Origin of the sequence: Burkholderia sp. AU32262 (assembly GCF_020419985.1) — a bacterium.
Taxonomy (GTDB): Bacteria; Pseudomonadota; Gammaproteobacteria; order Burkholderiales; family Burkholderiaceae; genus Burkholderia; species Burkholderia semiarida.
In genome coordinates this window covers 260,567-283,298 of the sequence record NZ_JAIZRS010000006.1, presented here as the reverse complement: position 1 = coordinate 283,298, position 22,732 = coordinate 260,567, and the positions used below count along the sequence as shown (strand labels likewise).

Sequence of the window (22,732 nt, the reverse complement as noted above, 5' to 3'; positions counted from 1 at the left end):
GTCGCCTCGCGACTGAATGCGCGAGCCGATGCATGCCCGATGAATCCCCGCCGTGCCCGGCCCGCGCGCTCGTTCGAAGCGGGGCGGCGCGGCCGCCACGAAAACAGGTCCGACCATGACCGAACTTCTCCACGGCGACGGCGCGATCCGTCGCACGACGCCGTACGGTTCCTCGATCGAAAACACCTATGCGGGCGTGCTGTCGTTCATGCGCCGCAATTACTCGCGCGCGCTCGACGGCGTCGACGTCGCGATTTCCGGCGTGCCGCTCGATCTCGCGACGACGTATCGCTCCGGTGCGCGGCTCGGGCCGGCCGCGATCCGCGCGGCGAGCGTGCAGCTCGCGGAGCTCAACCCGTATCCGTGGGGCTTCGATCCGTTCGACGACCTCGCGGCCGTCGACTACGGCGACTGCTGGTTCGACGCGCACAACCCGCTGTCGATCAAGCCGGCGATCGTCGAGCATGCGCGCACGATCCTGCGCTCGGGCGCGAAGATGCTGACGCTCGGCGGCGACCACTACATCACGTATCCGCTGCTGGTCGCGCACGCGGAGCGCCACGGCAAGCCGCTGTCGCTGATCCATTTCGACGCGCACTGCGATACGTGGGCCGACGACGACCCGGGCAGCCTCAATCACGGGACGATGTTCTACAAGGCCGTGAAGGAAGGGCTGATCGATCCCGCGACGTCGGTGCAGGTCGGCATTCGTACGTGGAACGACGACTTTCTCGGGATCGAGCGGCTCGATGCCGCGTGGGTGCATGACCACGGTGCGCGGGCGGCGGTCGAGCGCATCGTCGAGATCGTCGGTACGCGGCCTGCATACCTGACGTTCGATATCGATTGCCTCGATCCGGCGTTCGCGCCGGGAACGGGGACGCCGGTCGCGGGCGGGTTGTCGTCCGCGCAGGCGCTGGCGATCGTGCGCGCGCTCGGGGCGGTGAATCTGGTCGGGGCGGACGTCGTGGAGGTGGCGCCGGCGTACGATCACGCGGACATCACGGCGATCGCGGCCGCGCATGTGGCGTGCGATCTGCTGTGTCTGTGGCGGCAGAAGAAGGTGGCGGCGGCGTTGCGTTGAGCGCGTGGCGCGCGGCACGCGACAGCGGCCGGCGGGGCATCGCGCCCGGCCGGCCTGCCGATGCAGGGGGCCGCGCGCGTTACTTCGCCGCCAGCGCACCCGCCACGCTTTTGTCGACCCAGGCGTTTTCGGCCACGCTCAGCTTCTGCGGAATCAGCTTCGCCGCGTGGAACGCATCGGCCACGCCTTGCTGCGCGGCGACGATGCGTTCGTCGATCGGCACCGCACCGAACGGCACGCGCTTGATCCACGTCTCGACGAGCGCCTGCGGCAACCCGACCTTCGGCGCAAGCAGCGCGGCCGTGTCGGCCGGATGCGCGTTGACCCACTGGCCCGTTTCCCGCGCCTGTTTCAGGATCGCGCCGACCACGTCGGGATGCTGTTGCGCGAAACTCCGCGTCGCCTCGTAGAAATTGTTGGTCGCGGCGAGCCCCGTGTAGTCGGACAGCGTGCGCACCTTCAGCGCGCTTTGCGCGGCCGCGTAGTACGGATCCCACACGGCCCACGCATCGACGTTGCCGCTTTCGAACGCGGCGCGCGCATCGGCCGGCGGGAGATACACCGGCTGGATTTCGTCATAGCGCACGCCGGCTTTCTTCAGCGCCTCGAGCAGCAGGTAGTTCGCGCTCGAGCCTTTCTGCAATGCGACCTTCTTGCCGCGCAGGCCGGCCACCGTCCGGATCGGCGAATCGGCCTTCACGAACACCGCTTCGTTGTGCGGCGCCGGCGGTTCCGCGCCGACATAGACGAACTGCACGCCGGCCGCCTGCGCGAACACGGGCGGCGGCGCGCCCGTATAGCCGAAGTCGATGCTGTTCGCGTTCAGCGCCTCGAGCAGTTGCGGGCCGGCCGGGAATTCGAACCATTGAACGCCATAGCCGAGCGGCTTGAGCCGCGCTTCGAGCGCGCCCTGCGCCTTGACGACCGACAGCAGGCCGGCCTTTTGATAACCGATGCGCACGATCTTGTCGGCGCCGCCTTGCGCGAACGCCGACGCGGCGGACAGGGCAACGAGCGAGACGGCGGCGGCGCGGGTGATCCAGCGGGTGAAACGAATCATCGAACGAACTCCATGCGAGGCATCTTCGGGGAGCGGCCGGCGCCGCTCGGTTGGAAGAATCGTCGCATGGGCGATCGCGCCCGCAAACGAAGCATTGCCGATATGGATATGACGGCGTCGGGCCTATGCTTTGTCGCCGCCGCCCGCCGGATCGGGCGTGTCCGTCGTGCCGGACTGCCGCGCTGCTTCGTCGCTGAGCTTCTTGTCGAGGATCGTCGCGACCCGCCCGCCGAGATATGCGCCGGCCGCGGTTTCGAGCGCGCGGTTCGTCTCGCCTTCGACGAACACGGCCGCGAGCGGGCGCAGGCGCCAGATCGCGTCGACCAGTTGGGGCACGTCGGTGGCCGGCGGCAGCGTGCCGGCGTCGTAGCGGTCGAGCCGCTTCACGACGAGATCGACGAGCAGGCGCGCGATCGCGTCGAAATGCGGCCGCGCGAGGCTGATCACGTCGAGCAGCTCGCGCGGCGGAATCCCTTCCTTCGTCATCGCGGCCGCCGCCTCGAGCAGCGCGGGGCTCTTCGCGACGAACGACAGGCCGCGCCGTTCGAGCAGCCCGAGCTCGGTCACGCGCGACAGTTGCGTGGTCGCCTGCGGGCCGAACATCTGCGCGAGTTGCGCGAGCGAGTAGGTTTTCGGCAACTCGTGCGACCAGCGGCCGCCGATCGCGTTCTCGAGGCCGAGGATCGAGCGCAGATCGTGGCCTTCGTCGATCGCCTTGATCAGATCCTGGATGTTCGACAGCGTGTAGCCGCGCGCGAGCAGATGGTTGATCAGCTTCAGGCGCGCGACGTGCGTGTCGTCGTAGATGCCGACGCGCCCGCGTTTCTCCGGCGGCGCGAGCAGCCCGCGATCCTGGTAGGCGCGGACGTTGCGCACGGTGGTGTCGGACACGCGCGCGAGCTCGTCGACCGTGTATTCGTTGCGGGAATCCGGCGCGGCCTCGTCGGGCGTGGAATGAGTCTGTTTTGACATGCGGCCATTCTAGCGCGCCGCGGCAGGCTCGGGCGAGGCGGGGCGCGTGTTCGCGCCGTCGCCGAGCGGGCGCTGCAGCAGCGCCGTGTCGATCCAGCGGCCGTGCTTGAAGCCGACCGCTTTCAACAGGCCGGCCGGCTCGAAACCGAACGCGCGATGCAGCGACGTCGAGCCGCCGGTGCCGCCGTCGGCGATCACCGCGATCATCTGCCGCCACGGGCCGCCTTCGCAGCGCGCGATCAGCGCCGCGAGCAACGCGCGGCCGATTCCGCGCCCGCGTTGCGCATCGTCGATGTAGATCGAATCCTCGATCGTGAAGCGGTACGCGCTGCGCGTGCGGTACGGCGTCGCGTACGCGTAGCCGGCCACGCGGCCGTCGCATTCGGCGACGAGGTACGGCAGCCCGTGGTTCAGCACCGCATCGCGGCGTGCGCGCAGTTCGGCGACGTCGGGCGGCGTTTCCTCGAACGACGCGACGCTGTGGCGAACGTGGTGCGCATAGATCGCATGGATGGCATCGAGGTCGGCGTCGGTCGCGTCACGCACGACGCAGGCGGAGGCGGTGGACATGGCGGCGGGGCGAATGAAGTGAAAGCGCTACTATGCCGGCCGCCGACGCGCGTGGCAAAGCCGTTTGCGGTTTCGGCGGCTTACAGGCGGCCGTCCGCCGCATGCACCGCGTCGGCGATCGCGTCGGCGACGCGCTGCACGCGCGGCGATCGGCGCACGTCCGGATGAACCACGAGCCAGATCTCGCGCTCGATGTCGCAACGCGGGGCGGCCGTCAGCTCGACGAGCGGCGCGCCGGCGTGCGCCGTTGGATCGTCGACGAGAAAGCGCGGCAGCAGCGCGACACCGGCCCCGGCTGCGCACGCGCGATGTTGCGCGGCCAGGTCGTTGGCGATGAACGCGAAGCGGCGCCCGGCCGCGAAGCGTTCGAGCCACTGCTGCTGCGGCGTTTGCGCGAGCGCGTCGTCGTAGCCGACGAACGGCCAGGTGTCGGGCGGCGCATCCGCCCATTCCGGTGCCGCGCAAAGCGCGAAGCGCATCGTACCGAGCCGGCGCGCGGCGAGCCCCGGCTCGCTCGGCCGCGACAGCCGCACCGCGAGATCGGCTTCGCGCGCATACAGGTTCGCCGCATGCATCTCGCCCATCAGGTCGATCCGCAGCGCCGGCCACGCGCGCTGCGCACGGGCGAGGCGCGGCGCGAGGAAGTGGCTCGCGAACACCGGCGACGCCGATACGCGCACCACGCCGTCGAGCGCGGCCGCGCCCTGCGCGGCGCGCGCGAACGCATGCGCGTCGGCTTCGAGGCGTGCGGCGTGCTCGGCGAGGTGCAGCCCTTCGTCGGTCGGCGGCCATCCGCGCGGCAGCCGATCGAACAGCCGGATCCCGAGCGCCGATTCCAGCGCGTCGATGCGCCGCGCGACCGTCGAATGCTGGACCTGTAGCACGCGGGCGGCGGCCGACAGGCTGCCGCCGCGCATCACCGCCAGAAAGTAGCGGATGTCGTCCCAGCTCATGGGCAGCACGGGCGAGACGGCAGGATCGCGGTCGGTCGAATTTTGCACAGTAGGTGGGCGTTCAACGTGAATTCCGTTCAATTATGCACGATGAGATGATCGTGTCACTTCATTCGATAGCGAGGAACGTCATGTCCCAAACCACCCAAGCCATCCGGATCGGGATCGACCGTTACGGCGACGCCGACGTGCTGCGCCGCGTCGATGCGCCCGTCGCGCCGCCCGGCGCCGGCGAAGTGCGGATTCGCCAGACCGCCATCGGCGTGAATTTCGTCGACATCTATTTCAGAACGGGCGCGCATGCATTGCCTGCGCTGCCGGCGGCGCTCGGCGTCGAGGCGGCCGGCGTGATCGACGCGGTCGGGCCGGGCGTGCCGGATCTCGTGCCCGGTCGGCGCGTCGCCTATGCCGGCATGCCGACCGGCAGCTATGCGAGCCTGCGCACGATGCCGGCCGAGCGCGTACTGCCGATTCCCGACGGCCTGAGCGACGAAGCCGCTGCCGCCGGGCTGCTGAAGGGGATCACCGTGTACATGCTGCTGCAGCGCGTGCGGCAGGTCGGCGCCGGCGATACGGTGCTCGTGCATGCGGCGGCCGGCGGCGTCGGCCTGCTGGCGACGCAATGGGCGCGTGCGCTCGGCGCGCGGGTGATCGGCACCGTCGGCTCGGCCGCGAAGGCCGCGCTCGTGCGCACGCACGGCGCCGAAGCGGTGGTCGATTATCGCGAGGAGGATTTCGTCGCGGCGGCGCGTGCGTTCGGCGGCGGTGCGGGCGTCGACTACGCGATCGACGGCATCGGCGGCGACGTGCTGACCCGCACGCTCGGGGCGATTCGTCCGTTCGGGATGGTCGCGAGCATCGGGCAGGTGGCCGCGATCGGCGCGCGACAGACGTTCGATCTCGACGAGTTGGGCCCGGCGCGTTCGATCGCGCTCGCGCGGCCGAGCGTGCTCGGCTTCATCGCGCGCGACGTCGGCGCGTATCGCGACGCCGCGCGCGCGACGCTCGACCGGCTGGCGGGCGGGATGCACGTCGAGATCGGCGCGCGGCTGCCGCTGGAGCAGGCGGCCGATGCTCACCGGTTGCTGGAGTCGCGCGCGACCACGGGCGGCGTCGTGCTGCTGGCGTGACGGCGGGCGCGGGCGGCTTGCCTGCCCGAAAAATTGACGACGATCAGCCGCGAAGCAGGGACGGACTCAAGTTTTGTGCAGGCAAACCGTAATACAGAGGGCCGCGGACCGATTGCCGCGGCATTTTTCATCGCTCACGTGCCGTCATGAACCTGAACGCCCTGTTTTCCCGTTTCTCGATCCGTACGCGGATTTTCTCCACGCTCGGCCTCGTCGCCGCGCTGCTCGTCGTGTCGGGGCTGATCGGCCTCGCGGGCATGCAGAGTTCCAATCGCGCCCTCGACGAGGCCTATACGCGGCAACTGGCGGCGAAGACCGCGCTGTCCGCGGCGAGCCTGAACCTGACGATCGTGCGCACGACGCTCGACCGTGCGCTGCTGCATCCGGACGCGGCGGAGGTTCCCGATCTCGTGAAGAAGGCCGAGGGCTATCTCGCGAAGGCCGACACGGCATGGCGCAACTACGCGGCGATGCCGCACGACGGCGACGAGGGCCCGCTCGCGAGCCGCCTCGATGCCGCGCGCCAGGCGCTGATCGGGCAGGCGCTGAAGCCGATGATCGATGCGATCCGCGAAGGGCGGCGCGACGAAGCCGACCGGTTGCTGATGACGGTCGCGCCGCCGCTGTCGGTCGCGCTCACGCAGGCGACCGACGCGCTCGATGCGTACCAGGCGGCACGCGGCAAGGACGTGTACGACACCGCGCAGACCTATTACGGCTGGATGCGCATCGGCGCGATCGCGGGCATCGCATTCGGGCTGGCCGCATGCCTCGGCTGCGCGATCGGCCTGCATTTCGCGATCACGCAACCGGTGAATCGCCTGCTGTCGCATTTCCGCCGGCTGTCGGACGGCGATCTCACGTCGGAACTGCGCTGGTCGTCGCGCGACGAGATGGCCGAACTGGTCAAGGGCGTGACGGGCATGCAGCGCAGCCTCGCGGACACGGTGCGCCAGGTCAGCCAGGGTTCCGAGGCGATTTCGACGGCGACGCACCAGATCGCGGCCGGCAACACCGACCTGTCGCAGCGCACCGAGGAACAGGCGTCGGCGCTGCAGCAGACGGCCGCGAGCATGGAGCAACTGACGGCGACCGTGAAGCAGAATGCCGACCACGCGCTCGAGGCGCAGGCCTGCGCGGACAGTGCGAGCGAGATCGCGACGCGCGGCGCGACGGTCGTCGGCGAGGTGATCGGCACGATGAACGAGATCGACCAGAGCTCGCAGAAGGTCGCCGACATCATCGGCACGATCGAGGGAATCGCGTTCCAGACCAACATTCTCGCGCTGAATGCGGCGGTCGAAGCCGCGCGGGCGGGCGAGCAGGGCCGCGGCTTCGCGGTGGTCGCGGGCGAGGTGCGTACGCTGGCGCAGCGCTCGGCGTCCGCGGCGAAGGAAATCCGTACGCTGATCGGCGAATCGGTCGAGCGTGTCGCGACGGGCTCGCGGCTCGTCAGTACGGCCGGCGCGACGATGCAGGACATCCAGCAGGCGATCGGGCGCGTGACGGGCATCATGACGGAGATCGCAGCCGCCTCGAGCGAGCAGCGCGACGGGATCGAGCAGGTGAACCGCGCGGTGTCGCAGATGGATCAGGTGTCGCAGCAGAACGCGGCGCTCGTCGAGCAGGCGGCGGCCGCGGCCGCGTCGCTCGAGGAACAGGCGGATGGGTTGCGGCGTGCGGTGGGGGCGTTCCGGGTGGCTTGAGCAGGGCGAGGTGAATCGCAGCGGATCTGTCGGCTGATGCGACCTGTTTCACGGGTGGGTCGATGCTATCGTCGTATGATCGAGCGAGTAGTCTATTGAGAAACAAAGCCCCGCTACCGGGGCTTTGTTTTTTGTAAATCAAAATTTGATGTGCAACCTTTAAAACAAAGGTAGTCTGGCGCGAAGCCAATCCCACTTGGAGGGCGGAATCATCAGATGTTTTTTGTAATTCGATTCATCGGCCAAGTCGATATAGCGTACCAGATTGCCCTCGTAACCCAGAGGCGGGTGAGAGCTTTCTCCATGATACCAGTTGACGGAGAAATATCGCTTTGCAAGAAGCTCGCCCTTTTCACTAAACACTCTTAGCTCAATGTTGTCATTCGTCGCGTCTTGATCATTTCCGCCGGTGCCGCACAGCTTGAATCGGTACCAAACGCCATTCATGTTTTTTATACCGCCATCTAATGTCTCCGGGCGATCATAGAAGTCACACCGTCCATAGGCGGGGCGATTGAAATGAACGATCAAACCTGCGCATACGTAAATGACAATGGCTAAGCCAATGTATCTGATGGCTCTATTCTGCATATTTCACCAAGATCAAGATCGATCGGTTTCTTCAGTTTCAAATAAACTGGATTCGAATATATCATGAAGTCCCTGCCCCTGTGATGTCTTTCTCGCCATCGACTGTAGTCTGCATTATGGATTGGAAAATAAACATCGGACGTCTTGAATTTTCCTAATATACTTCTTCGTGTGTCGACAGGTTTGTTGATGTTTTTTGACCAAATGTCAATGTCGGATTCTCGTTTTGGCGAGCTTGATCCTGTAAGAATTGACCCCGGGGCGATGATGACGCCATGTTTGTTCCAGTGGCCTAAATATTGTTTTCCGTTGAATGAGTAGTTGTCTTTCACGTAAACATATATATGCGTGATTCTACCCGTGGCGCTTAGGCAGTAAAGCGCACCTGATTTTTCATATTTGAAGTATTTTTCGCTTGAAATTTCAACATTTCCAATGGCTGCATAAATGTTGAAATTGGCCAGCGCCCCCGTGAGATCCGTTTGGGAAAGGTTCTCCAGGGTGTCCCAATTTCCTATTTTCGATAGCTGGAATTGCCAGTCGTTGTGAAATTTATGCAAATTTCTTGTGAATGAGGCGGTGTTGAAGTTGAACGTAGAATTTCTTTCTAAAAAGAGCTCTTTGACAAAAGACTTGGTTATATCTGATGCTGTTCGTATGGAACGTTCGCTGTAGATATCGCTCGCGAGAAGTTTATTGTGCTTTTTTCTGACATTTCCGAATTTCAAAATCCATTCGAGGGTAACGTCATCGTCATTCAGCGGCTGGGCTGACGTTGGATCGTCGTTGTAAACATGCGCAGCGCCCGCGAACCAGATCCGGGCAAGCCTGGCCGAAACCTTCCAGCCCAGATTGTCCATCGCGATTGGCACGTCCTGGAGATCGAAAGGGGGCGGATTTTCGCAAACCTCCGATTCCGCCTGCGTCTGCGGTCGTTTGGTTATCGCCTGATCGGCTTGCGGCGGCGGTTGAGGTGCTGCAGGAGGCGTCGGAGCAATCGAAGGCCTGGAAATCGCTTTGGGCGGCGGCGGCTTTTCCCCCGGTGCAAGCCGGTCGATCGATACGCTCCTTTGCGTATCGAGCGGGACACACCCTCGGGAACCCTTGTATTCCTTCAACTCCGATCCGAACAATCCCTTTTTCGGTTCGTAGTAAGGCAGCTTTTTTACGTCGGCCATCGAATATTCCGCGTGCAACGAATGGCCTGGTATCGTAGCGGCCGGCTGCAAGCGGACAAAGCGTCAGGGATTGCCGAAACAGGTTGAAACGAGCGTGGGCAAGGGTGCGGGGCGTCGGGAAAAGTGCCCGATTGTGTCAACGGCCACGATGTCGAAGTTCGTCCAGGGCGTGCGTTCGCCCGCCCGCCGCGTCAACCCGCCGCGTCCGCCAGTTGCGCTGCCGCGCGCGACGACGCGACGATCAGCAGCTTCATCGTCGCGCGCGTCGCGCCGACGAACAGCTTGCGCGCGGCACGCGCGTCGAGCGCGTCGAAGTCGACTTCCGTGAGGATCACGCACGGCGCCGACTGACCCTTGAAGCGGTAGATCGAATCGAGCAGCACGTCGCCTTCGCGATACTCGGGATTGCCGAACAAGTCGTACTTGCCGGTGAAGCGCTTGATCCGGTGCGGGCCGAGCTGGTCGAGCGGCGCAAGCACCGAGCCTTCGCGGCCGCGGTACGACAGCACCGCGATGTCCTGCTTGCGGAAGCCGAGCGACAACGCATGCGTGATCGCGCGCTTGGTCGCATCGATGCAGGCTTGCGCCAATGCGTCGTCCGACGCGCCGTCTTCGCCGTAGGCCGACACCGACGGTTCGGAGCCGTCGAACGGGCTGCCCGAGCGCAGTTCGGCCGCGAGCGGCTCGACGCGGCCGACGACGTCGCGCACGAATTCGAGCAGGTCGCGCGGGCTGCGGTAATTCGTGAGCGCCTTCAGCGTGACCCAGCCAGGCAGCGCGACGGGTTCGCGCATGTACAGGTTCTGCAGCGGATCTTCCAGCCACCACCATGCGCCGTCCGGCGCCAGCAGGCGCTCCAGCGCGGCCGCCCACGGTGCGTGGAAATCCTGCCCTTCGTCGACGACCAGCACGTCGAAGCGCCAGCGCTCGGGGATCGGCGCTTGCACGAAACGCGCCTCGAGCCGTTCGAATTCGCCGGGCGCCTGGAAGTCGGGCGTATAGCCGCCGTCGCGCGCGACCCAGTCGCACAGCTGATGGTAGTTCGCGATCTTCGCGCCGGGCGGCGCGATGCGCGCGATGTAGTCGGCGAGTGGCCGGTTGAAGCACACATACAGCACGTGCTTGCCGGCCGCGACGGCGTCGCGCATCACCTGGACCGCGAGCTGGGTCTTGCCGGAGCCGGCCGTGCCGGTCACGCGCAACCGGAACGGCGCGAAGTCGAGCTGGCGCGCCCATGCGGCGAGCCCGCCCGACAGCCGGGTGACGAGCGTGCCGGCCTGCCCGACGAGCGCGCTCGTGTCGGGCGTGAGCGCGAGCTCGTCCGCGAGGAAATGGTGGAGCTTCGGCGCGTTCGGAAAGTGTTCGTCGTCCTCGGGCAGGATCTGCAGGATCACTTGCGCGAGCTGCGCCTTGCGCGACGCATCGACGATGCGCTCGGGCGCGACGCCGGCGATCGACGCGTCGCGGATCGAGTAGTCGGGGCAGTACAGCAGCGCCTCGACGCCGTAGACGCCCGCGCCGAGCGCGGCCGTCAGGCGCCGGTGCAGCGTCTCCTGCGTGCGCGCGAGCTGGATCGGGACGTTGCGCTCCTTTTGCAGGTAGACCTTCACGAGCCCTTTCGGGGTCTCGCGCAGGAAGCCGGCCTTCTGCTCGATCAGCAGCACGCGGCCGGCCGGGCTCACGACGACGAACGCGGCTTCGCCGAATACCGAAAACGCCTGATCGGCGCGCGTCCAGTGGACGCCGTGATACACGGTGTAGCTGTCGGGCAGCGCGTGTTCGAGCGCGGCGAGCGTTTCGCGCTCGCGTTCGGCCGCGCCGGTCGCGGCGAGGCTTTTCCAGTCGTCGGGGATGAGGCGGGCCATGGCGTCGGGCGGCGGATGCCGGCGTGGGCGTGAACGGGTGCGGCTATTGTACTGAGGAACCGGTTCATGCCCACGGCGCCGCGCGGGCGTTGGCCGTTCGACGGGCGGCCGGCCCGGCGAACGTCAGCCGCGCGCGAGCCGCTTCGCGAGATCGGCGCTGAGGATCGCCATGCGCGCGGGCTTTTCGTAGCACACCACATCGAACGCGCGGATCACTTCGCTGATGTCGGCTTCGCTCGCGCGGCCGGTGAGCAGGGCGCCCGTCAGCACGAAAATCGGCGCGCCCGGGTTGTCGGACGTACGCACGGCCTTGATCGCGGTGGCGGCCGTGCCGTCGTCGAACAGCCATTCGGTCAGGACTGCGTCGAAAGCCTGACCCTGCAGCGCGTCGACGAATGCCGCGAGACCGTCGAACGCGGCCGTCGCGAAACCCTGCCGTTCGAGATAGCGGCACAGTTCGGTTGCGCTGACGCGATCGGGGTCGATTACCGCGACGACGAGCTTGTCGCTTTCCGCGCGGCGCGGATAGATCTCGATCTTGTGCACGTCGTATGCGTTCTGGTACAGCACGCCGGTATGGCGCAGCACGCGCCAGCGGCCGTTCTGTTCGTACGCGACGAACTCGGGGCGCGCGCCGGCTTCGAGCGGCGCGCCGATCCAGGCGGTGCATGGAATCTCGGCGACGCCCGCATACAGGACGGCTTCCTGGCTATAGGCGCCGACCATGCCCGGGTCGAGCGTTTGCGCGCCGAACAGCTGGGCGGCGGGTTCGCCGTACGCTTCGGCGACTTTCTTGATCTGCGCGAGCGTCCAGGGGCTGCTGCCGCGCAGTTTGCGGTGGCCTTGGGAGAAACTCAGATCGAGGATGCGGCACAGCTCGGTGGTCTGCTGGCGCTTGCCGATGCCGTTGCGGGTCATCAACTCGCGCACGCGCTCGGCAACCGCGAGGGAATCCGTGGTGATTGCTTCAGTGGTCATGCTACGGGAACGGATCGTGACGTTCAGAACGACGCCTTGCGGCAGTCTCGGCGGACAGTCTTCATGACGTCCAATGGCGAGCCGACCGGCCACGCACGGAAAAGATAACTTTACCGCAAAATGGTCGTCATTCAGTGTGGTGAAAGGTGCGTTTGTGTGAAAGGTGTGTCATGAAGTTACGCCGGGCCTGCGTCGGCGCGTGCGCGCGACGGTGCGTTCGGCACCTTTGGGCTGCATTCCCATGGGCCGGCGTGTGATTCCCCACGAGGCGGCAGGTAATCGCAACGCGACGCACCAACGCAGGGCGCGATCACGCCCGGGCCGAGATGTTCGGAGGATATCGCGCGGCGAACGGCCGAAGCACCTGCAGGACGAACAATCGATGGTTTCTTCTAGTGAAACCAGCGCGGATACATTTTTTGGCACCCGTCACGCTGCGTGCTACGATTTCGCCGTCTCAAAAAAGTGTTGAACCGATGCAGAAGAAATTCTTGATGCGCGGCTACGAAATGAACTGCGAGCCGCGCGTGACGGAGGCCGGCAAATACGCCGCGCAGGTCGAGGTCACGAAGGTGGGTTTCAGCCGTGAAGCCGCGTTCCGCAAGCTGGGTGAATTCGACACCGAAGCCGAGGCCGTCGCGTACGCGAAACGATTCTCCGAAGAATGGCTGAGCCGCTATGCGTAGTGCAGCGCGTGCGGCGCCCCGAACGGCCGGAATTCCTGCCTGAATATTGCGAATGCCCCCGGAAATTTGTAGATTGACGACTCCCGTCGTGAGGTATCGATCGTCCGAAGGCAACGCGATTGGAGACTGCGAATGTCCACTTTGTGCATGCAGACCGTCGTTCACGGCGTTCGCGCTACGGCGGCATGTACATGAACGGCTCGCCGTCCTCCCGCTCGACCGCCAGGAGCCGCTGGAGCTGATCCAGCGCGAACAACCGGTTTCCCTCTGCCGCCGCCTCGGCGATCGCGGCGTCGACCAGCTTGCGCGCCCGCGCGAGGATCACGGTCCGCTGACGGGCGATCTCGAGCACCATCCGTTGCTCGACGTTCTGCCGATTCGATTTCCTGTCGCTCAGGTGACGCCAGCGATCGCGAAGCTCGGCCCAGGTGATGCGCTGAAATTCCGGAATCGCGCGCGGCAGCGTGCCTGCGTCGGCCGGCTCGGGCTGCCCGCGCAATGCGCAGCGCAGTGCCGCGCGAGCCCGCCACTCGTCCGAAAACGGCGCATACACGTCGCGCGTGCGCCCGATCGGATTGGCGCGCTCGATCTCCTTGTCGAGCAGGTAGCCGAGCCGCCGAAGCGCGGACCCATGCGCGAGCATGTCCGGATCGAGCACGCGGATGCGGCGCGATGCGTCCGCGACGTGGGCTTTCAACTCCCACAGCGTCAGGCGGAGGTGCTGCACTTCGAGTATCAGACGCTGGACGTCCGCGTAGGTGCACTGCGTCCACCATTCGGTGAGGTCGTTCAGCTTGGGCGGATCGAATGGGGGGAGGATCATTTTGCTGCGACGATACTGTATGGATATCCAGTATCGTCGCGTGGCGATACGGAGGCGTCAAGCCGAAAAAACGGGGACGGCCGGAAAGACGCGAGCGAGCTGTCGTCTATGGATGCGGAAGGCGCCCGGGATCGTTGCGCGACGCTCGCTTCATCGGATGGCGTTGCCGCGATAAGCTTTGCCGGCCATGCACCGATTCCCGACAGAAAACAATGACCACCACCTATCCGCTGCACGACGCATTGACTCACGCCGAAACGGCGTTTCCGACCGAAGCCGACGTCGTGATCGCCGGCGCCGGCATCATGGGCTGCGCGGCCGCTTACTACCTCGGCCTGCGCGGCCTGAAAGCCGTCGTGCTCGACAAGTCGCGCATCGCCGGCCAGCAATCGACGCGCGCGTGGGGCTTCGTGCGGCAGCAGGGGCGCGAATCCGCCGAAGTGCCGCTGATGATGGCCGGCATGCGGATCTGGGAAGGCCTGGAGCAGGCGCTGGGCTTCGATCTCGAATGGCGGCAGGGCGGCTGCCTCTACATGGCGGACAACGAAGACGACTGGGCATCGTTCCAGGCGTGGCTCACCGTGGCGCGCGAACACGGGCTCGACACGCGCACGCTGACGCGCGCCCAGATCGACGAACGCGTGAGCGGGCTGTCGACGCACGCGCGTACCCTCGGCGGCTTGTATACGGCGACCGACGGGCAGGCCGAGCCGCGTCGCGTGGCCGCCGCATTCGCGGCGCGCGCGACCGAGGCGGGCGCGCGTTTCTTCGAAGGCTGCGGCGTGACGGCGATCGAGACGGCCGGCGGCGCGGTCGTCGGCGTCGCGACCGAGCGAGGCGCGATCCGCACGCGGCGCGTGATCTGCGCGGCCGGCGCGACCAGTTTCCGGCTGCTCGACGGCGTCGGCATCCGGCTGCCGCAGCAGGCCGTGCGCGGCACCTGCATGCGCACCAACGTCGTTCCGCCGGTGTCCGCGGCGACGATGTGGGGCCATGGTCTCGGCATCCGGCAGCGCACGAACGGCGCGATCAATCTTGCCGACGACATGCAGGTCGACGTCGATCTGACGCTCGGCCACCTGCGCGGGTTGAGCCTCTTCTGGCCGCAATTCTGGTCGCAACGCGACAAATTCCGGCTGCACCTGAATGCGTCCGCATGGCGCGACGTGCTCGCGCGCATCGGCGGCGCGACGGGGCCGATCGAGCCGCGCGATCCGCAGCCGCAGCCGAATCGCGCGCATGCGCCGCGCGCGCTCGCGAAGCTCAAGGCGATCTTTCCTGCGCTGAAGGATGCGCAGATCGTCGAGGCGTGGGCCGGCCTGATCGACGTGCTGCCCGACGGCATCCCGGTGATCGATGCACCGGGTACGCCGTCGGGGCTCGCGATCGCGACGGGGTTCTGCGGGCACGGTTTCGCGATGGGGCCGATCGTCGGCCGGCTGCTCGCCGAATGGATCGACACGGGCGCGCCGTCGCTCGATCTGTCGGCGTTTCGCGCGCGGCGTTTCGTCGACGGGACGATGGTGCGGCCGCGCAGCATGCTGTGACGGCTGCGCGCGTGCGTTCCCGTCGTAGAATCGAGCCCGCATCCTTCAGGAGATTCCCCGTTGGCCACGCCATCCGATCAGCGCCGCTCGTTGCGCATGCGCCTGCGTCGCGCCCGCAACCCGTGGCAGGCGCCGCGCGCGCGCACGCTGTTCACGCGCCCGGCGACGTCGCCGCGGCGCACGCTGCTGTTCCGTCTCGGCGCGGTCGTGCTGTTGTGCACGCTTGCGTTCCTCGTGCTGTATCTCGATCGCGACGGCCTGCGCGATTCGACCAAGAGCACGCCGATGACGGTGGCCGATCTCGTGTACTTCACGATGGTCACGGTCGCGACGGTCGGCTACGGCGATATCGTGCCCGTCACGGCGCGCGCGCCTGCTCGATGCGTTCTTCATCGTGCCGATCCGTATCGGCATCTGGTTCATTTTCCTGGGCACGGCGTATCAGTTCGTGATCCAGCGCGTCATCGAGGAATTCCGCATGAAACGCCTGCAGAAGCAACTGTCCGATCACATCGTCGTGTGCGGCTATGGCCTGTCGGGATCGATCGCGGTGCGCGAGTTGCTGGAAAGCGGCGTCGATCCGGCGACGATCATCGTGATCGATTCGCAGCAGCAGGCCCTCGAGGCGGCGACGTCGCTCGGCGTGACCGGCTTGCTCGGCGATCCGGCGCACGAGGATCTGCTGCAGCAGGCGCAGGTGCGCGCGGCGAAGGCCGTGATCATTTCGGTGACCGACGATCCGACCGCGATCCTGCTGACGCTGTCGGTGCGCAGCATCGCGCCCGATACGAAGATCGTCGTGCGGATCCAGGAGAACCTGTACCAGCGGCAATTGCGGCAGGCGGGCGCGGACGTGATCGTGTCATCGACGAAGATCGGCGCGCTATTGCTCGCGGATGCGGTCCACAGCCGCTACATCGTGCCGTTCGTGAACGACATGCTGTCGACGCGCGGGCGCGCGACGCTGCTGGAGCGCGAGGCGTTGCCGCATGAGATCGGCTGCCTGACGAACGTGGTGCCGGGCGCGATCGTGGTCGGGCTCGATCGCTGCGGGAAGATCTATTCGTTTTACGAGGATCCGCCCTGCAGGATCGAGGCGGGCGATACGCTGGTGGTGATTCAGTCGGCGCGGATTCAGGATCCGGATGTTTGACGGCGTTTGACTTTGGTCATGTGCCCATGACCATGAAGCCTTTCTCGAATTCGGCTGCAGCTGTGATCTGCCGGAACACCTTGCAGCGGAATCAGCGGTCTTGGGGAAACCGTCTCCAAGCCCGGCCTCGCGTCGCCGGACGGCGTACGAGCCGCCCCCGCTAACGAAACGCCCGCATCTGCCCCGTCATCATCTGCAGCATCTTGTTGGCGGCCACCGAGAGCTTGCGGCCCACGCGCGTGACCATGTGCGCTTCGGCGTTCTCGAGGATCGGATGCGCGATCTCGATCGCGAACAACTCCTTGGCCTGCAGTTCGGCCGTCACCGCGAAGGCCGGCATCACCGAGATACCGAGCCCGGATTTCACGAACTCCTTCAGGATCGCGAAGGAATTCGTGGTGACGACCGGCGTGAGCCGCACACGCTCGGCGTATTCGACGGCCTCCATCATCTGCCGCGTACCGTAGGACGGGTGAGTGGCCGCCAGCGGGTAGGTGGCGAGCTGCTGCACCGTCAGCACCTTGTGGGTGCGGCGCGGGAAATCGGGGCCGACGATCGCCATCATCGGCTGCCGCTTCGACGCGCGCGACACCACCTTGGGCTCGGCCGGCGGGTTGTACACCAGGCCGATCTCGCCCTCGTCGTTCGAGATCTTGCGGATCACGTCGTTGGTGCTGCCCACGTCGAGGTTGACGCGGATCCCCGGGAACTGCCGGCAGAACTGCTGCATCGGCCCGGCCAGCAGATCCGAGACGAAGCCCTCGCCGAGCACCAGGCTGACCTCGCCGGTCTTGAGCCCGCGCAGTTCCTGCAGACGCGAGATCAGGTCGTCGCGGTGCGCGAGCTGCTCGCGGAAATACTCGATCACGCAGCGTCCCGCTTCGGTGGGCGTCACGCCGCGCGCGTGGCGCTCCACCAGGGTGGCGTCGAGCTCCTTCTCCAGCAACCCGATCTGGCGGCTCACCGCCGAGGGCGCCACGTCGAGCCAGTCGGCCGCGGCGCGGATCGTGCCGCAGCGCACGGCCTCGTAGAAATAGACGATGCGGCTGTCGGTAAGGGTCTCGCTCATGATCCTGGCGTTCTAAAAAAGAGAACAATCTCAATATTGGCGTTGATTGATTATACGGATCGCCGGGCCGAACATCGTGGTCATGCAAGGCGGGCGCAAGCTGGCGCGCCGGCCTCGAACCAACAGCTATCGGGAGTCGTCGGATGAAAACGGTGGGCGTGATCGGTCTGGGCAACATGGGGCGCGGCATGGCGGGCTCGCTGCGGCGCGGCGGCTACACGGTGCTCGGCTACGACGCGGCGCCCGGCGTGGCGCTCGCGCTGGCCGAACAGGCGGTACTGTCGGCGCGCGATTCGGTGGCCGGGATCGCGCGCGACGCCGACGTGCTGCTGCTGTCGCTGCCGACCTCGGCGGTGGTCGAGGCGGTGGTGCTGGGCGCGGGCGGCGTGCTCGAGAGCGCGAGACCGGGCACGATCGTGATCGACACCACCACGGCCGATCCGGACAGCACCCGGCGCGTGGCGGCGGCGCTGGCCGAGCGCGGCATCGGCTTCGTCGACGGCCCGGTGAGCGGCGGCCCGAAGGGCGCGGCCACCGCCACCATGACCATGGTGCTGGGCGGCTCGGACAGCGATATCGCGGCCATCGAGCCGATCCTCGCGACGATCAGCGCCAAGCGCGTGCATGTGGGCCCGGTGGGCGCCGGCCACGTCACCAAGCTGCTCAACAACCTGCTGACCGGCGTGCACCTGCTGGCCGCCAGCGAGGCGGTGCGCACCGCGCGCGCGGCCGGCGTCGATCCGGAAAAGCTGGTCGAGGCGCTCAACGGCGGCTCCGGCCGCAACAGCGCGACGCTGACCAACTACCCGACCTGGATCTTCAACGGCAAGTTCGATTCCGGTTTCACGATGAAGCTGATGCGCAAGGACGTGCGGCTCGCGCTGGGCCTGCTCGACCAGTTCGACAGCGTCGCGCCGGTGGCGCGCGAGGCGGCGCGCGTGTGGGCCGCCAGCGAGGCATCCGTCGCCGACGGCGAGGACTTCAACCGCATCGTCGACTTCCTCGACCCGGCCTGAGGCCGGGCCGCCCGCGCCACGATCCCGCTCGACTCACCTGTACGGAAACCCGACATGACCCAGCACGCAGACCAGTTGCTCGCCGCCTTCGCGCATTTCTTCCCCGGTGCCGCTACGATCGGCTCGTATATCGACGGCGAACTCGTCGCCGGCCAGGGCGACACGATCCAGCTTTACGATGCGGCGACGGGCGACGAAACGCTCGCCTATCGCGACGCCGGCGCAGCCGTGATCGACCATGCCGCAGAAAGCGCGCGCCGCGCGCAGCGCGAATGGTGGGCGCTCACGCATGCCGCGCGCGGCCGCGTGATGCAGGAGGTGGCGCGCGCGATCCGTGCCGAGGCCGAGGCGATCGCGCGGCTGGAGGCGTTGGGCTCGGGCAAGCCGATTCGCGACTGCCGCGGCGAGGTGGGCAAGGTCGCCGAAATGTTCGAGTACTACGCGGGCTGGACCGACAAGTTCTACGGCAGCGTGATTCCGGTGCCGACCTCGCACCTCAACTACACGCGCCGCGAGCCGGCCGGCGTGGTGCTGCAGATCACGCCCTGGAACGCGCCGGTATTCACCTGCGGCTGGCAGGTGGCGCCCGCGGTGGCGATGGGCAACGGCGTGCTGCTCAAGCCCTCGGAGCTGACGCCCTTCACGTCGCTGGCGGTCGCCAGGCTCGGCGAGCGGGCCGGGCTGCCGCGCGGCCTCGTCAACGTGCTGGCCGGCTTCGGTCACACCGCCGGGCAGGCCGCGATCGCGCATCGCGTGGTCGGCAAGGTGGTGTTCGTCGGCTCGCCGGCCACCGGCGCGCGCATCGCCGAGGCCGCCGCGCGGCGCGTGCTGCCCTGCGTGCTGGAACTGGGCGGCAAGTCGGCCAATATCGTGTTCGCCGACGCCGACCTCAAGCGCGCCGCGCTGACCGCCCAGGCGGCGATCTTCGCCGGCGCGGGCCAGAGCTGCGTGGCCGGCTCGCGCCTGCTGGTGCAGCGCGCCGTCTACGACGAATTCGTCGCGATGGTGGCGGCCGGCGCGAAGAAGATCCGTGTCGGCGCGCCGCTCGACGAGGCGACCGAGGTGGGCCCGATCAACAATCGCAAGCAGTACGACCACGTGATGTCGATGATCGAGCGCGGTGTGGCCGCTGGCGCCACGCTCGCCAGCGGCTCGGCCGAGCGCGTCGCGGAGGGCCGCGGCGGCTACTTCGTGGCGCCCACCGTGCTGGCCGGCGCGTCGAACGCGATGGAGGTGGCGCGCACCGAGATTTTCGGGCCGGTGGTGGCCGCCATCCCGTTCGACACCGAGGACGAGGCGATCGCGATCGCCAACGACACCGACTTCGGCCTGGCCGGCGCGGCCTGGACCACCGACGTGGCGCGCGCGCATCGCGTGGCCGCGCAGGTGAATGCCGGCACCTTCTGGGTCAACGGCTACAAGACCATCAACGTGGCGTCGCCGTTCGGCGGCTACGGCATGAGCGGCTACGGCCGCTCGAGCGGGGTCGAGGCGCTGTACGAATACACGCAGACCAAAAGCGTGTGGGTCGAGACGGCCGAAGCGCCGCCCACCGCGTTCGGTTATCTGTAACCACCGGCCCGCATTCGACGGCAGCCGGGCTTCAAGGGGAGACTCGTCATGGAACACGCACTGGGTATCGAGCGCCGCGAGCTGGGCGGCGCGGCCACCGCCAAGGTCCTGCTTTACGCGGCCGGCATCCTGCTGGTCGCCGAATGGATCGGCTCGTTCACGTTCAAGCTCGGCCCAGGCAAGGTCGTGCTGCTGCCGATGATCTGGGCGCTGCTGCTCGGCGCCGCGGTGGGGCTCGCCAGCGCGCGCTGGAACGGCAGCGCGCGCCTGAGCGTGCCCGACCAGTTCTTCGCGGCGGCGATCCTGCAGCCGGCGCTGCTGCTGTTCGTCTCCAAGCTCGGGCTGATGGTGGGCAGCGCGCTGCCCAAGCTGGCGTCGGCGGGCTGGGCACTGGCCTTCCAGGAATTCGGCCACTTCGTCGGCACCATCCTGCTCGGCCTGCCGCTCGCGTTGCTGCTTGGCATCAAGCGCGAGGCGATTGGCGCGACGTTCTCGGTGGGCCGCGAGCCGAGCCTGGCGATCATCGGCGAGAAGTACGGCATGGATTCGGCCGAGGGCCGCGGCGTGCTGGCCGAGTACCTGACGGGAACCGTGTTCGGTGCGGTGTTCATCGCCGTGTTCGCGGGTTTCGTGACCAGCCTCGGCATCTTCGATCCGCTCGCGCTGGCGATGGGCTCGGGTGTCGGCTCGGGCAGCATGATGGCGGCCGCCTCGGGCGCGATCGCCGCGCAGCAGGACCCGGAGACGGCGAAATCGGTGCTCGCGTTCGCCGCGGCAAGCAACCTGATCACCACCACCATCGGCACGTACTTCACGCTGTTCATCTCGCTGCCGCTGGCGGTCTGGGGCTATCGCGTGCTGGAGCCGCTGATCGGCCGCACCACCAAGGCCTCGGCGCAGCCCGAGGCGGCCAGCCCGTCGCTGGGCGAGGTGAGGACGGAGGCGCCCGCGCTCGGCTACGGCGGCAAGCTGCTGGCCTGGATCGTGACGGCCGCGATGGCGCTGGTGTGCGACTGGATCGCCCACGGCACCACACCGCTGGCGGGACTGCCGGGAATCGCGATCATGGTGGGCGCGACGATCGTCGGCGATGCGCTGGCGCGCGTGACGGGGCGGCGGATTCCGGCGGTCTGCTGGGTGTCGGTGGTGGCGATGTTCCTGACCTCGCCGTGGTCCCCGTGGGCATCGCAGATCGCCGCGCTCAGCTCGCACAACGATTTCCTCGGGGTGACCACGCCGATGCTGGTGTTCGCGGGGCTGTCGATCGCCAAGGACATCCCGGCCTTCCGCCGGCTCGGCTGGCGCATCGTGCTGGTGTCCTTCGTGGCCAATGCCGGCACCTTCATCGGCGCGACCCTGGTGGCGCAACTGTTCCATATCTGATCCGATGCCTCGCGGCACGGCGGCGGGCGGCATGGGCCGGCCCGCCGCCGTGCCGCGACGACCTGACAAAAGCGCTCCCATCCGCATGAAACTGATCGATTCCATCGTCGCGCACGCCGACGAACTGACGGCGCTACGCCGCGATATCCATGCCCATCCCGAGGTGGGCTACGACGTGTTCCGCACCGCCGAACTCGTTGCCGGGCGGCTCGAGCAATGGGGCTATGCCGTCACGCGCGGCGTCGGCCGCACCGGCGTGGTCGGCACCTTGAAGCGCGGCGACAGTGCGCGTGCGATCGGCCTGCGCGCCGACATGGATGCGCTGCCCGTGCAGGAGGCCAACACCTTCGCGCATCGGTCGACGGTGCCCGGCGCGATGCATGCCTGCGGCCACGACGGGCACACCACCATGCTGCTGGGGGCCGCGCGCCATCTGGCCCGGCATGGCGAGTTCGACGGCACCGTGCAGCTGTTCTTTCAGCCGGCCGAGGAAGCGGGCGGCGGCGCACGCGCGATGATCGAGGACGGCCTGTTCGAGCGTTTCCCCGTGGATGCCGTGTTCGGGTTGCACAACTGGCCCGGCATCGCGGCCGGCGATTTCGCGGTGCGGCCGGGGCCGCTGATGGCGTCGACCAGCCTGTTCCGGATCGACTTGCGCGGTGCCGGCTGCCATGCGGCCATGCCGCACCTGGGCCGCGATCCGGTGTTCGCGGCGGGGCAGGTGCTGAGCGCCCTGCAGGGAATCGTCACGCGCAACCGCAATCCGATCGACGGTGCGGTGCTGTCGGTCACGCAGGTGCATGCAGGCGAGGCGATGAACGTGGTGCCGACCGATGCCTGGCTCGGCGGCACGGTGCGGACCTTCTCCGATGCGACGCTCGACCTGATCGAGACGCGCATGCGCGCCGTGGTGGCCGCGACGGCCGCGGCCTTCGATTGCGAGAGCGAGGTGGATTTCCAGCGCCAGTATCCGGCCACCGTGAACGACGCCGAGCAGACGGCGGTGGCGGTGGCGGTAATGCGCGAGCTGGTGGGCGACGCGCATGTGAACGCAGCCGTCGATCCGACCATGGCGGCGGAGGATTTCTCGTTCATGCTGCGCGAGAAGCCGGGTTGTTATGCATTCCTCGGGAATGGGGCGGGCGATCATCGCGTGCATGGGCACGGCGGCGGGCCGTGCCTGCTGCATAACGCCAGTTACGACTTCAACGATGCGTTGCTGCCGGTGGGGGCGAGTTACTTCGTGAAGTTGGTGGAGCGGGTTCTGGGGCGGTAGGGCGGTGATGCAGGCACGGCAGCGGAGATGACACCGCTCTTCGCGACACCGCGGTCGCTGACGATTTTATTTCGTCCAACGAAAAGACACGATTCCGGGAGAGTTTACCGATTCCGCGTC

General features: G+C 67.2%; 19 protein-coding genes and 1 pseudogene. 10 read left to right on the top strand and 10 right to left on the bottom strand.

Translation table 11 applies throughout. The features are described 5' to 3' along the window. Positions 1–115 precede the first annotated feature (115 nt). Positions 116–1,084, top strand: coding sequence for an agmatinase (gene speB, locus LGN10_RS09830; protein WP_226223102.1), 969 nt, complete (start codon positions 116–118; stop codon positions 1,082–1,084). A 79-nt stretch (positions 1,085–1,163) separates the two neighbouring features. On the opposite strand, the gene LGN10_RS09825 is transcribed toward speB, so the two are convergent. From LGN10_RS09825 to LGN10_RS09810, 4 genes are all read right to left on the bottom strand, one after another. Continuing rightward, positions 1,164–2,144: a sulfonate ABC transporter substrate-binding protein gene (locus LGN10_RS09825; protein ID WP_059639649.1), complete on the bottom strand. Its 981-nt coding sequence runs from the start codon at positions 2,142–2,144 to the stop codon at positions 1,164–1,166. Positions 2,145–2,267: 123 nt separating this feature from the next. Continuing rightward, on the bottom strand, positions 2,268–3,116 hold the full coding sequence (locus LGN10_RS09820) for a MerR family transcriptional regulator (RefSeq protein WP_059584919.1): 849 nt from the start codon (positions 3,114–3,116) through the stop codon (positions 2,268–2,270). 9 nt (positions 3,117–3,125) lie between these two features. Continuing rightward, complete coding sequence (locus tag LGN10_RS09815) at positions 3,126–3,686, bottom strand: GNAT family N-acetyltransferase (RefSeq protein WP_059584920.1); 561 nt, start codon at positions 3,684–3,686, stop codon at positions 3,126–3,128. Between the two features lie 80 nt (positions 3,687–3,766). After that, positions 3,767–4,639 (bottom strand): LysR family transcriptional regulator, encoded by an 873-nt coding sequence (locus LGN10_RS09810; protein WP_226223100.1) that lies wholly within the window; start codon positions 4,637–4,639, stop codon positions 3,767–3,769. 131 nt (positions 4,640–4,770) lie between these two features. Here LGN10_RS09810 and LGN10_RS09805 point away from each other — a divergent pair, with 131 nt between their 5' ends. Then, positions 4,771–5,769, top strand: a complete 999-nt coding sequence (locus LGN10_RS09805) for a quinone oxidoreductase family protein (RefSeq protein WP_124860014.1) — start codon at positions 4,771–4,773, stop codon at positions 5,767–5,769. 146 nt (positions 5,770–5,915) lie between these two features. Then, positions 5,916–7,475 (top strand): methyl-accepting chemotaxis protein, encoded by a 1,560-nt coding sequence (locus LGN10_RS09800; protein WP_059584922.1) that lies wholly within the window; start codon positions 5,916–5,918, stop codon positions 7,473–7,475. A gap of 159 nt (positions 7,476–7,634) precedes the next feature. Here LGN10_RS09800 and LGN10_RS09795 read toward each other — a convergent pair whose 3' ends face one another. The 4 genes from LGN10_RS09795 to LGN10_RS09780 form a co-directional block, all read right to left on the bottom strand. After that, a complete protein-coding gene (locus LGN10_RS09795; protein WP_226223098.1) occupies positions 7,635–8,006 on the bottom strand; it encodes a hypothetical protein in 372 nt (123 codons plus the stop codon). Between the two features lie 26 nt (positions 8,007–8,032). Then, positions 8,033–9,244, bottom strand: coding sequence for a DUF6402 family protein (locus tag LGN10_RS09790; protein WP_226223096.1), 1,212 nt, complete (start codon positions 9,242–9,244; stop codon positions 8,033–8,035). A gap of 191 nt (positions 9,245–9,435) precedes the next feature. Further along, entirely contained in the window at positions 9,436–11,109 is a 1,674-nt protein-coding gene (locus LGN10_RS09785) for an ATP-binding domain-containing protein (protein WP_226223094.1), read from the bottom strand. Positions 11,110–11,232: 123 nt separating this feature from the next. Then, positions 11,233–12,087, bottom strand: a complete 855-nt coding sequence (locus tag LGN10_RS09780; protein WP_059639645.1) for a helix-turn-helix domain-containing protein — start codon at positions 12,085–12,087, stop codon at positions 11,233–11,235. Between the two features lie 476 nt (positions 12,088–12,563). On the opposite strand from LGN10_RS09780, the gene LGN10_RS09775 reads away from it, so the two are divergent. Next, positions 12,564–12,773 (top strand): hypothetical protein, encoded by a 210-nt coding sequence (locus tag LGN10_RS09775; protein ID WP_059584925.1) that lies wholly within the window; start codon positions 12,564–12,566, stop codon positions 12,771–12,773. A 175-nt stretch (positions 12,774–12,948) separates the two neighbouring features. Here the strand turns inward: LGN10_RS09775 and LGN10_RS09770 are convergent, their stop codons facing one another. Next, on the bottom strand, positions 12,949–13,596 hold the full coding sequence (locus LGN10_RS09770; protein WP_059584926.1) for a hypothetical protein: 648 nt from the start codon (positions 13,594–13,596) through the stop codon (positions 12,949–12,951). 212 nt (positions 13,597–13,808) lie between these two features. On the opposite strand from LGN10_RS09770, the gene LGN10_RS09765 reads away from it, so the two are divergent. Continuing rightward, positions 13,809–15,143, top strand: a complete 1,335-nt coding sequence (locus LGN10_RS09765) for an NAD(P)/FAD-dependent oxidoreductase (RefSeq protein WP_226223089.1) — start codon at positions 13,809–13,811, stop codon at positions 15,141–15,143. A gap of 60 nt (positions 15,144–15,203) precedes the next feature. Next, a pseudogene (locus LGN10_RS09760) lies at positions 15,204–16,296 on the top strand (potassium channel family protein). A 160-nt stretch (positions 16,297–16,456) separates the two neighbouring features. Here LGN10_RS09760 and LGN10_RS09755 read toward each other — a convergent pair. After that, on the bottom strand, positions 16,457–17,365 hold the full coding sequence (locus LGN10_RS09755; RefSeq protein ID WP_059584929.1) for a LysR family transcriptional regulator: 909 nt from the start codon (positions 17,363–17,365) through the stop codon (positions 16,457–16,459). A 143-nt stretch (positions 17,366–17,508) separates the two neighbouring features. Here LGN10_RS09755 and LGN10_RS09750 point away from each other — a divergent pair, with 143 nt between their 5' ends. From LGN10_RS09750 to LGN10_RS09735, 4 genes are all read left to right on the top strand, one after another. Next, complete coding sequence (locus LGN10_RS09750; RefSeq protein ID WP_059639640.1) at positions 17,509–18,381, top strand: NAD(P)-dependent oxidoreductase; 873 nt, start codon at positions 17,509–17,511, stop codon at positions 18,379–18,381. Positions 18,382–18,435: 54 nt separating this feature from the next. Next, positions 18,436–19,953 carry an aldehyde dehydrogenase family protein gene (locus LGN10_RS09745; RefSeq protein ID WP_104012729.1) on the top strand — a complete coding sequence of 506 codons (1,518 nt, stop codon included), beginning with the start codon at positions 18,436–18,438 and terminating at the stop codon, positions 19,951–19,953. A 48-nt stretch (positions 19,954–20,001) separates the two neighbouring features. Beyond that, a complete protein-coding gene (locus LGN10_RS09740; protein WP_059584932.1) occupies positions 20,002–21,336 on the top strand; it encodes a DUF3100 domain-containing protein in 1,335 nt (444 codons plus the stop codon). A gap of 85 nt (positions 21,337–21,421) precedes the next feature. Then, positions 21,422–22,612 (top strand): M20 aminoacylase family protein, encoded by a 1,191-nt coding sequence (locus LGN10_RS09735; protein ID WP_099317580.1) that lies wholly within the window; start codon positions 21,422–21,424, stop codon positions 22,610–22,612. The last annotated feature ends 120 nt before the right edge of the window (positions 22,613–22,732 follow it).